General features: G+C 69.4%; 10 protein-coding genes and 1 tRNA gene. 9 read left to right on the forward strand and 2 right to left on the reverse strand.

Annotation, left to right across the window (positions count from 1 at the left end):
* Positions 1-84 precede the first annotated feature (84 nt).
* The 8 genes from OXG83_16730 to OXG83_16765 all read left to right on the forward strand — a co-directional run bounded on the left by OXG83_16730 (position 85) and on the right by OXG83_16765 (position 7542).
* Complete coding sequence (locus OXG83_16730) at positions 85-774, forward strand: hypothetical protein (protein ID MCY3966667.1); 690 nt, start codon at positions 85-87, stop codon at positions 772-774.
* Positions 775-964: 190 nt separating this feature from the next.
* Complete coding sequence (locus OXG83_16735) at positions 965-1252, forward strand: metalloregulator ArsR/SmtB family transcription factor (GenBank protein MCY3966668.1); 288 nt, start codon at positions 965-967, stop codon at positions 1250-1252.
* Positions 1253-1341: 89 nt separating this feature from the next.
* Positions 1342-1418: transfer RNA gene (locus tag OXG83_16740), tRNA-Met, on the forward strand.
* 43 nt (positions 1419-1461) lie between these two features.
* Positions 1462-2484 carry a tRNA lysidine(34) synthetase TilS gene (gene tilS / locus OXG83_16745; protein MCY3966669.1) on the forward strand — a complete coding sequence of 341 codons (1023 nt, stop codon included), beginning with the start codon at positions 1462-1464 and terminating at the stop codon, positions 2482-2484.
* Between the two features lie 90 nt (positions 2485-2574).
* The gene (gene ftsH / locus OXG83_16750; GenBank protein ID MCY3966670.1) at positions 2575-4587 is read left to right on the forward strand and encodes an ATP-dependent zinc metalloprotease FtsH; all 2013 of its coding nucleotides are present in this window, start codon (positions 2575-2577) and stop codon (positions 4585-4587) included.
* Between the two features lie 77 nt (positions 4588-4664).
* On the forward strand, positions 4665-5438 hold the full coding sequence (gene cdaA, locus OXG83_16755; protein ID MCY3966671.1) for a diadenylate cyclase CdaA: 774 nt from the start codon (positions 4665-4667) through the stop codon (positions 5436-5438).
* Complete coding sequence (locus OXG83_16760; GenBank protein ID MCY3966672.1) at positions 5435-6193, forward strand: hypothetical protein; 759 nt, start codon at positions 5435-5437, stop codon at positions 6191-6193. Before cdaA ends, OXG83_16760 begins: the two co-directional genes overlap by 4 nt.
* On the forward strand, positions 6190-7542 hold the full coding sequence (locus tag OXG83_16765) for a phosphoglucosamine mutase (protein MCY3966673.1): 1353 nt from the start codon (positions 6190-6192) through the stop codon (positions 7540-7542). Before OXG83_16760 ends, OXG83_16765 begins: the two co-directional genes overlap by 4 nt.
* Before the next feature lie 285 nt (positions 7543-7827).
* Here the strand turns inward: OXG83_16765 and OXG83_16770 are convergent, their stop codons facing one another.
* Both OXG83_16770 and OXG83_16775 read right to left on the reverse strand, forming a co-directional pair.
* Positions 7828-8547, reverse strand: a complete 720-nt coding sequence (locus tag OXG83_16770) for a pyridoxine 5'-phosphate synthase (GenBank protein MCY3966674.1) — start codon at positions 8545-8547, stop codon at positions 7828-7830.
* Complete coding sequence (locus OXG83_16775; protein MCY3966675.1) at positions 8544-9938, reverse strand: sigma-54 dependent transcriptional regulator; 1395 nt, start codon at positions 9936-9938, stop codon at positions 8544-8546. The genes OXG83_16770 and OXG83_16775 overlap by 4 nt, the downstream gene beginning before the upstream one ends.
* Positions 9939-10316: 378 nt before the next feature.
* Between OXG83_16775 and OXG83_16780 the strand changes: the two genes are divergently transcribed.
* Positions 10317-10937: a hypothetical protein gene (locus tag OXG83_16780; GenBank protein ID MCY3966676.1), complete on the forward strand. Its 621-nt coding sequence runs from the start codon at positions 10317-10319 to the stop codon at positions 10935-10937.
* The last annotated feature ends 18 nt before the right edge of the window (positions 10938-10955 follow it).

Genomic DNA, 10955 nt, shown 5'->3' on the forward strand with positions numbered 1-10955 from the left:
TGGGTAAGGCCGTCCCGGCTGGATCGCCCCGGTTCCCCCGGACCGTCCCTTGGGCGTCTCCGCTCCTCTTTCCTGGAGCGGAAGATGAACCCAAAGACCAATGAACACCAGTGCGAGGAGTCGCAGGAGTTCCCTGCGCTCTGGCGCGGATGCGCTGCCCGCGACGGCGACTGGGCGCCCCTTGTCCAGCGAGTCGAACCGGCGCTGCGCTGCGCGCTCGCCGGGTTGGGGCGAAGCTACGGACTGCGCCTGACCCGGGATCTCCTGGACGAAGTCGTGCAGGAAACCTACCTCCGGCTGCTACAGAACAACCGCCGCGTGCTGCGCGGCTGCAAGGGGCGCACCGAGACGACGATCATGTCCTACCTGCGCAGGGTGGCGCGCAGCGCCCTGGTCGACTGGTTGCGCGCCCGGCGGGCGCTCAAGCGCGACCCCTCCGCCGAACTGAGCATCGATCTCCGGGAGGGCCCGGCCGACGGAACCGACCGCCTGGAGTTGCCGGCCGCGGCCGCGAGTCCCTTCAACGACATCTACGTCCGCGAACTCCGCTACCACTTCCGGCGGGAATGCTGGTGCGTCGCGAGCGGACGGGCCACGGGCCTCCGCGACACCTGGATCACCGAGCGCATGGTCGTGGACGGCTGGAGTTCGCACGAGGCCGCGAGGGCGGTCCAACTGGCGCCGGCGACGGTCGCGACGGTGATCGGCCGCATGCGGCGGGACCTGCAGCGGCGGGGCCTGAATGTGCCCGGCCGGCTGAACTCGCGGGCCTGAAGGCGGAGGCCAATCGGCGCATCGGACCCGCGAGGGCGAGACGTGGCGGCCAACTTATGGCATAATGGGCAACTGTTCATTAGCAGCTTTTTGGAGATCTGAGACCGTGGACAACAGCACAGAACCTCGACCCGTCCGCCTTGGCGGTTCGCTGAGCGGACTCGAACCCCGGCACCGTCGCTCCCGGAGAATGACGAAGGTCTTCAAGGCGCTCTCGGACTCCACGCGGCAGGACATCCTCCGACTTCTCGAGGACGAGCAGCGTTGCGTCGGCGACATCGTGGGTGAGTTCGAGCTTTCCCAGCCAACGATTTCCAGGCACCTGTCGGTGCTCAAGGAAGCCGACCTGGTGATCGATCAGCGTCGCGGCCAGAACGTGATCTACCGGTTGAACGACGAGGCGCTCTCCGAGTCGATGCGCAGCTTCTTCGGCCAGTTTCGGAGCTGCCAGAACTCGCTGCGCAAGCGGTCCCCCTGAACAGGCGGCGCTCACCGGTCGCGGGCGCGGAGACGCCGGGCCGGAATGCCGAACGGGGGAGCGATTCCGTTAGGGTTCGGCGTCGATCTGGCGGTGTAGCTCAGCCGGTTAGAGCAAGCGGCTCATATCCGCTGTGTCGGGGGTTCGAGTCCCTCCACCGCCACCACCCGACCCCGCCGCGGGATGGCTCCCACCGCGTCGAGCGGGAGGTGGCGGCCTTCTTCGAGCGGCGCGGCGAACTGGCCGGCGCCGTCCGCGGATCGTCGGTCGTCGCCGCCTTCTCCGGGGGACCCGATTCGTCCGCCCTGCTGATCGCGCTCCGGGCCTGCGCCTCCCGATTCGGCTTCGGGCTCCGCGCGGTCCACGTCGACCACCGGCTCGACGAAGGATCGGCCGGGCGAGCCCGCGCGGCGCGCCGGATCGCCCGGCATCTCGACGTCGCCTTCGAACTCCGCGTCGCGCGCCCGATGCCGCCGGGCGTGGGCGGTGAGGAGTGGGCCCGCGCGGAACGCTACCGGCTCCTCGCTGCCGCCGCCGGATCGGCGGGCGCGGCGGCGATCGCCACCGCGCATCACCGGCTGGACCAGGCCGAGACCGTGCTGCTGCGCATTCTCTTCGGCAGCGGTCCCGCCGGTCTCGGGGCCATGCACCCGGTGTCGAACCGCCTGGGCCTGCCGCTGCTCCGTCCCCTGCTCGACCTCGAGCCGGGGCACCTTCGCCGCTACGTGGCCGCAAGCGGGATCCGCCCGGTCGACGACCCGACGAACCGCGCTCCGGGACCGCGCCGCAACTTCGTGCGCCGCCGCCTGCTGCCGCTCCTGGTGGCCGAGACGCCGGATCTGGGCGCCCGGCTGAACCGCCTGGCCGGAGCCGCTCGGGGCGCGGAACGTACCGTCCGGCGGCTGCTCGACGAGGCGCTCGAGCCGCGGCCGGGGCACCGGTGCTGCGAGATCGACACGGGCGCGCTGACGGGGCTGCCGGCGACGCTCTGGCCGGCCGCGCTCGCCCGTCTTCACCGTCTGGCCGGCGCGCCCTATCCGCCGAGGCGAGCCGCTCGGCGGGAGTTGCGGCGGCAGGTCGAGCGGCGGCGCGACACCGGCGCGGCGGTCGGCTGCGACTGCGGCGACGGCTGGCGCTGGGAGGAGTCCGGCGACCGGCTGCGGGTGCTCATGCGGCCTCCGTTCGGCGGGGATCAAAGAATTGAATTGCTTGAAGAACCGCGGACGGAGTGACAGTCTTGTTGCAGTCCGGCAGCCTGCGGGACAGGAATCTCCTTGGCCGGAGCATGGTTGTTCCTCCGCGATGAGGACGATCCACCACCGATGAACGCGACACTGAAGAACCTCCTGCTCTGGGCCGCCATCTTCGTGATGGTGATCCTGCTCTACAACCTGTTCAGCCAGGGCGCCGCCAAGCGGGGGGAGATCACCTACAGCGAGTTCCTCGAGGATGTCGAGAAGGGCCGGATCGATGAGGTCACGATCACCGGCGACGAGACGGCCAGCACCTACAGGGTGGAAGGCACCTACAAGAACGCGCCCCGGGACAGTCTCGCCGACGGCACCTTCAGCACCGAGATCCTGAACACTCCGGACCTTTGGCCCTTGTTGCAGGAGCACGTAGAGCGCATCGAGGTCCAGCGCGAGAGGAAGAACACCCTTGCCGCGGTGCTGATGACCTACGGCCCGCTGCTCCTGATCATCGGCCTGTGGATCTTCTTCATGCGCCAGATGCAGAGCGGCGGCAACCGGGCGCTCTCCTTCGGCAAGAGCAAGGCGAAGCTTCTCAACGCCACCGGCAAGAAGGTCACCTTCAAGGACGTCGCCGGGATCGAGGAGGCGAAGGAAGAGCTCTCCGAGATCGTCGAGTTCCTGAAGGAGCCGCAGAAGTTCCAGAAACTCGGCGGCCGCATTCCCAAGGGGGTCCTGCTGATGGGTCCGCCGGGCACCGGCAAGACCCTGCTGGCGCGGGCGATCGCCGGTGAGGCCAGCGTCCCCTTCTTCTCGATCTCGGGGTCCGACTTCGTCGAGATGTTCGTCGGCGTCGGCGCCAGCCGGGTCCGCGACCTGTTCGAGCAGGGCAAGAAGAACGCGCCCTGCATCATCTTCATCGACGAGATCGACGCGGTCGGCCGTCATCGAGGCGCGGGCCTCGGCGGCGGGCACGACGAACGCGAGCAGACCCTGAACCAGTTGCTGGTCGAGATGGACGGATTCGAAACGAACGAGGGCGTCATCCTGATCGCCGCCACGAACCGTCCCGATGTCCTCGACCCGGCGCTGCTGCGACCGGGCCGCTTCGACCGCCGCGTCGTCGTCGACCGGCCCGACATCGCCGGCCGGCTCGGCATCCTCCAGGTCCACAGCCGCAACATCCCGCTCGATCCCGACGTCGATCTCCAGGTGCTGGCGCGCGGCACGCCCGGCTTCTCCGGCGCCGATCTGGCGAACCTCGTCAACGAGGCGGCCCTGATCGCGGCGCGGCGCAACCACAAGAAGGTCGACATGGCCTCCTTCGAGTTCGCCAAGGACAAGGTGATCATGGGCGCCGAGCGCAAGACGATGATGCTCACCGAGCAGGAGAAGGAGGTGACCGCCTACCACGAGGCCGGTCATGCCCTCGTCGCCGCCTTCATGCCCGAGTCCGACCCCCTGCACAAGATCACGATCATCCCGCGGGGCCGCGCCCTCGGGCTGACGATGCAGCTTCCGACGGAGGACAAGCACACCTACCGCCGCAAGTACGTCGACGCGCAGATCGCGATCCTGATGGGTGGCCGGGTCGCCGAGGAACTCTCGCAGGACGACATCACGACCGGCGCCGGCAACGACATCGAACGCGCGACGGAGATGGCCCGGCAGATGGTCTGCGAGTGGGGCATGTCGGACCTGGGGCCGCTCAACTTCGGCGAGAAGAGCGAGCCGGTCTTCCTCGGCCGCGACTTCAGCCAGCGCTCCGACTACTCCGACAGCACCGCGCATTCGATCGACAGCCAGATCCGCGCCATCGTCCAGCGGGGCTACGAGAAGGCCCGGGAGATTCTCTCGGAGCACCGGAACCTGCTCGAGCAGTTGGCGAGGGAGTTGCTGGAACTCGAATCGCTCGAGGGCGACCGCGTGTACGAGATGATCCTCGAGGCGACCGGCCAGGACCTCACCCCGGTGCGCAAGCCGACGCCGATCCTCGACGTCGAGCCGCCCGACGAGGGAGCGGCGGCGTCCACGAAGGATGAAGGCCCCGTTCCCGACGTGACCGGTACGCCCGAACCGGCGACGATCGCGGAGCGGCAGGAACCCGACGGCGTTCCGATTCCGCTGCCGAAGCCGGAGCGGTAGAGACTTGCAGGCGGCGGAGCGCCAACTCTGAACGCGGGCAGGCGCTGGTAGGAACCGTCCACGGCGATCGGAACGCGATGGACCTGGCGCAACCCTTCGAACTCCTGGGCTGGAGAGATCTGGTCGACCTCCTGGTCGTCGCCCTCGTCGTCTACAACCTGCTGCTGCTGATCCGCGGCACCGGAGGCATGCGGATCGTGCTCGGCATCCTGGTGCTGCTGGGCGGGGCCTGGATCGCGACGTCGCTCCGGCTGCGCGCGCTGGAGGCTTCGCTCGCCTACCTGCTGCCGGCGTTGCCGGTCGTCATCGTCGTGCTGTTCCAGAACCAGATCCGGAGAGCCCTGGCGCGGGTCGGGCGCAACCCGCTGTTGCGGCTGATGACGGATCAGACCCAGGACACGGGAGTTCACGAGATCGTCATCGCCGCGCAGGCGCTGTCCCTGCGGCGGTTGGGCGCGCTGATCGTGATCGAGCGGCTGGACGGTCTGCGCGACTACGTCGAGAACGGCATCCTGCTCGATGCCGAGATCTCCTATGACCTGTTGCTGACGATCTTCGGCCGCGGCACACCGCTTCACGACGGCGCCGTGATCGTGCAGAAGGACCGGGTGGCTGCCGCGGCCTGTTTCCTGCCCCTGACCACCAGCGCCGGCGTCTCGATCGAACACGGAACGCGCCACCGGGCCGCGATCGGAATCACCGAGGAGACCGACGCGGTCGTGGTCGTCGTCTCGGAAGAGACGGGCAGGATCTCGGTGGCGCACGAGGGTCGCCTGACCAGCGACCTGACGATGCGGGAACTGCGCAACCGGCTCTTCGAGCTGGTGCTGACCCTGGGAGCAACCAAGTGAGCGAGAGCCGCAGCCTGTGGGCTTTTCGGGCTCTGGCCGTCCTGATCGCGATCGGCATCTGGCTGCCGGCCTCGTACTGTCCCCGTCTTCGGGACGTGACCGAAACGCCCATCGAGGGGAGCGTGCAGGTGGTGCAGGTCAACTACGAGGATCATGACCAGATGGTGGTTCTCGGCTCGCCAATCCTCGGGTCGCCGGAGGATCCGAAGGAGACGCTGTCCGTTCAGATCCGCGGCAGCGAGGATGCGATGGCTTCCCTGAACCGGGATCAGATCCGGGTCCAGGTGCCGTTGGGGGAGAACCTCTTCGGCGGCGCGACGTACAGCGGTCCGCGCCAGGTCGCCATCATCCTGAGCACCGAGCACGTCGTGCTCCCGGCTGACGCGGAGGGCATCGAGGTGCTCTCGGTCACGCCCGAGCAGTTGACGCTGACCCTCGACGAGGAGATCTCGCTTCAGGTGCCGGTCCAGGTCGACTGGAGAGGCGAACCGATCGGAGGCTTCAGCGTCGACTACGACAACGTCCGGATCGAGCCGCGCCTGGCGACGGTCGAGGGATCGCGCTCGGAGATCAACAGGTTGGGCTATGCGTTGGCGGGCCCGATCGACGTCGACGGCCGGGGCGTCGACTTCGTCGAGGAACAGGCGCGCGTGCGGTTCGAGAGCGACGACGTGGTGGTCGAGTTCCCGACCTTCGTCAGAATCGAAGTGCCCATGATCCAGGGCCCCCAGCCGCAGTCCGGCGCAGGTTCTTGAGCCTCTTCGGGACCGACGGCATGCGTGCCGTTTTCGGCACGCCGCCCCTCGACCGCGCGACCGTCCAGGCGGTCGGCTACTGGTTCGCCCGCCTCAGCCTGCCGGCGGTCCGGCCGGCGGGTTCGCGGCCGCTTCTGATCCTCGGCGGCGACACCCGCGACAGCCGGGAGGAAATCAGCGGCTGGCTCGCCGCGGCCGTTCGCGCCGGGGGGGCCGACGTCCGTTCGGCCGGCATCGTGCCGACGCCGGCGGTCGCCTTCCTGGTTGCCGACCTCGGTGCTGCCGGCGGCATCGTCGTCTCCGCCAGCCACAATCCCTGGACGGACAACGGCCTCAAGCTGATCGGGGCCGACGGCTTCAAGGTCGACCCCGCGCTCGAGCGCGAGATCGAGGACCGGATCGCCGCCGGCGCCCCGGACCGCTTGGGCGGCTCGGCCGGGCTCCGGGAAGAGTCCGGGCTCGCCGAGCGCTACCTGGACCACCTGCGGGCCTCGCTGCCGGCAGGTCGCCCGCTGGAGGGCCTTCGCCTGGCGATCGACGCCGCGAACGGCGCCGCGGCCCCGCACGCCGCGCGACTGTTCGTGTCCTTGGGGGCCGACTGCCACGTCACCGGCGACGCTCCCGACGGCCGCAACATCAACCGCGACTGCGGTTCCACCTGCACGGACCGCATCGTCGCCCTGACGCTCGAGACGGGCAGCGACCTCGGCGCCTCCTTCGACGGCGACGCCGACCGGGCCATTCTCTGCGACCACGAGGGCCGGGTCTGCGACGGCGACGCCCTGCTGTACGTCTGGGCGTCCCACCTGGCGGAACGGGACGAGCTTCCCGGACGCCGGATCGTCGCCACGACGATGTCCAACCTGGGCCTGGAGCGCGCGCTGGAGCGCCGCGACATCCGGATCCTCCGCTGCGGTGTCGGCGACCGCGAGGTCGCCGAGGCGATGCGCCGCGAAGGGGTCCGGCTCGGCGGCGAGCAGTCCGGCCACCTCCTCGACCTGAACCTCGCGACGACGGGCGACGGCCTGCTCACCGCGGCGTCCGTAGCCGCGATCGTGGCCTCCTCGGGCCGCTCCCTCGCCGACCTGGCGGCCGGCTTCCAGCGCTTTCCGCAGGTGCTGCGGAACGTCACCGTGCGGGAGAAGCTGCCGCTCAAGAACGTGCCCGGCCTGTCCGATGCGGTCGCCTCCGTCGAACGGGACCTGGGATCGTCGGGCAGGGTCCTGCTGCGCTACAGCGGCACCGAACCGCTAGCGCGCGTGATGATCGAGGGCCCGGACCAGGAGCGGATCGAGGGCCTGTGCGAGCGGATTGCCCGGGTGCTTGAGGTGGAGCTGGGTACTGGTTGAAAAGGTCGCCGGCCGTTGGCCGGCGGCAGTGTTCCTGGGGCTACGCCGCTTCGCGGCTCCGCCCCAAGCGGACCATAGGGTCCGCGCACCCAGAGCACGGTCGTGGGGTTCTGCGGGATGCCCTGCTGCAGTTGGGTTGCGCCCGCAGCGGCGCCACGTCATCCGCATGTAGAGAAGCTCGCTGTATCGGGGTCATTCTCTGGGTGCGCGGACCTTCTGGTCCGCTGCCGCCGAAGGCGGCCAGCAACACGCCGCCGCGAAGCGGCGACCACAAGCACCGTCCCCTCAACCACCCTCCATCGCCGCCAGCATCTCCTTGACCGCAGCGGTCATTCCGATCAGCACCGCCCGGGACACGATCGAGTGGCCGATGTTCAGTTCGGACACCCCGGGCAGCGCCGCCACGGGTCCGACGTTCTCCACCGTCAAACCGTGCCCGGCGTACGCCTCCCGGCCCGCTGCCAGGCCGCGCTCGGCGGCGGCCTTGATCTTCGCGAACTCCGCCGCCGCCTCGGCACCCGAGGCCCGCGTGTAGGCGTCGGTGTTCAGTTCGAAGCCGGTGACCTCCTCCTGCGCGTCGAGCGCCGCGATCTGGTCGAGGTCGGGATCGACGAACACGGAGACCTGGATGCCGGCGGCGACGAGACGCCGCGCCGCGCTGCGCACCTGGTCGCCCCGCCCAATCAGGTCGAGTCCACCCTCGGTGGTCACCTCGTCCGGCCGTTCCGGAACGAGCGTGACCTGGTCGGGGCCGACGCGCTCGGCGAAGTCGAGCATCGGCTCTTCGGTCGCGATCTCGAGGTTGAGCCGGCCGCTGACCGTCCGCCGGAGTTCCACGACGTCCCGGTCCTGAATGTGGCGGCGGTCCTGGCGCAGGTGCACCGTGATGCCGAACGCTCCCGCGTCCTCGGCGAGCCGCGCCGCCTCGACCGGGTCGGGATAGCCCGCCAGGCGCGCCTGCCGCACGGTGGCGACGTGGTCGACGTTCACCGACAGGGCGGTCACGCCTCGCCCTCCTTGAGCAGGCCCTGCTCCCGGTAGTCCTTCAGCTTCCGCTGCAGGGTGCGCACGCCGATGCCGAGCACCCGCGCGGCCTGGGCGCGCTTGCCGCCGGTCCGGCCCAGGGTCTCGAGGATCGCCTGGCGCTCGATCTCGGCCATCGTCCGGGGTTCGCCGAACGGGCTCTGGACCGGGCTCTCCACCGGTGTCGCGGCGGCGCTTCGGACCTCCTCCGGCAGATCGCCGACCTCGATCATGCCGCCGTCATGGAAGACCGCGACCGTCTCGAGCACGTTGCGCAGTTCCCGCACGTTGCCCTGCCAGCGATGCTCGGACAGGCACTTCAGCGCCCTGCCCGAGAGCCGCATCTCCGGCTTGCCCTCGCGGGCGGCGAACTCGCGCAGGAAGTGGTTCGCGAGCAGCGGCAGGTCGTCGAGCCGTTCCCGGAGCGGCGGAATGCTCAGCGTCACGACCTTCAGCCGGTAGTAGAGGTCCTCCCGGAAGGCGCCGTCCGCCACCGCCTGCTCCAGGTTACGGTTCGTCGCCGCCAGCAGCCGGAAATCGACGTCGATCATCCGGCTGCCGCCGACCCGCATGACCTGGCGCTCCTCGAGGACGCGCAGCAGCTTCACCTGGAGCTCGGGCACCAGTTCGCTGATCTCGTCCAGGAACAGAGTGCCCTGGGCGGCAAGTTCCAGCTTGCCGATCTTGCGCCCGACCGCTCCGGTGAACGACCCCTTCTCGTGACCGAACAGCTCGCTCTCCAGGATCTCGTTCGGAATCGCGCCGCAGTTCAGAGCCAGGAAGCGCTCCTGCCGGCGGGGGCCGGCCTGGTGCAGGGCCTTGGCGACGAGTTCCTTGCCGGTGCCGCTCTCGCCCAGGATCAGCACCGAAGCCCGGCTCGGCGCAACCTGCCGCATCTGCTGGAACAACTGCTCCATCGCCGCCGACTCGCCGATGATCGCGTCGAAGCCGAAGCGCTCGTCGAGCATCTCGCGCAGGTTCGTCACCTCATCGCGCAACTGCCAGTTCTCGATCAGCTTCAGCACCCGGCTGCGCAGCTCGTAGAGGTCGACCGGCTTCGTCAGGTAGTCGTCGGCGCCCACGCGCATCGCCTCGACCGCCGACTCGATCGTGCCGAAGCCGGTGACCAGGATGACCGCCAGGTCGAGCTCCTGCGCCCGCACCCGGTTCAGGAACGCCAGTCCGTCCATTCCCGGCATCCGCAGATCGCACACAGCCAGCCGCACCCGGGGCTCCCGTTCGACGAACGCCAGCGCCGGTTCCGCATCGTCGAACACGCGCACGCCGAGCCCTGCCCGTTCCAGGGCGATCGCCATCGATTGGCGGGATCCGGCCTCGTCGTCGATGACGATGACCCAGGGGGCTGCGGCCATGGCGGGCATCCTAGCTGCCGTTGCGTCGGTTGCGGTCGCCGCTTCGCGGCGGCGTGTTTCTGGCCGCCTGCGGCGGCAAGCGGACCAGAAGGTCCGCGCACCCAGAGCACGACCCCGGTGCGGCTTGCTTCTCTACATGCAGTTGACATGACGCCGCTGCGGGCGCATCCCAACTGCAGCAGGGGCATTCGCCTAATCCCACGGCCGTTCTCTGGGTGCGCGGACCTTCTGGTCCGCTCGGGGCGGAGCCGCGGAGCGGCGCAGCCCCAACGAAACAGCCGCCGGCCGAATGGCCGGCGACCTTCCGCCGCGAAGCGGCGTGCGCGGACCACTTCCCGAGTTGACGGTCTGGCACCCGTTTGGATACGGTTCGGACTCATGAGTGAGATCCGTATTCGAACCGTCATCGATCCGTTCGACGACCGCCAATCGCTGCCCCTCGGGATTCAGGTGCTGACCCGAGCGGAAGCGATGGGGATCCTGGGTGGTGGAGCCATCGACAGGCTCGACGCATCGGTCTGGAAGGACGTGCTGGCCCGTATCCGGCGTGCAGGGGTCGCACGACACCTACCTGAAGTCGTTCCGAAGGACGATACGGCGCGCGAGGGGTTCGTTCGGCAACTCAAGCAACTGAGCGACGCGCTGGAGGCCTCGCCGGTTCCGGCATCGGAGGGACCGCGGCTCGACGATCTACTGGGGCGTGAACTCCTTGCCAGATTGCTCCAGGTCTCAGTTGTGAGCCTGCGACGATACCTGGCGGGCGAAAGGACGGTGCCTGACGCCGTTGCGGCGCGCTTGCACTTCCTCGCGCTGGTCGCGGGTGACCTTGCGGGGGCCTACAACGACATCGGCGTGCGGCGCTGGTTCGACCGACCGCGCTCACTACTGGACGGCCGGAGCCCGGCGGAACTCCTGCAAGCCGAATGGCAGCCGGAGGATCCGGGTCCGCGGCGGGTCCGCGACCTGGCCGGGGCACTGGTCTGGTCGCCTGCCACGTGATCGTCTACCGCAACGCGG

Source organism: Acidobacteriota bacterium, from assembly GCA_026707545.1.
Taxonomy (GTDB): Bacteria; Acidobacteriota; Thermoanaerobaculia; order Multivoradales; family Multivoraceae; genus Multivorans.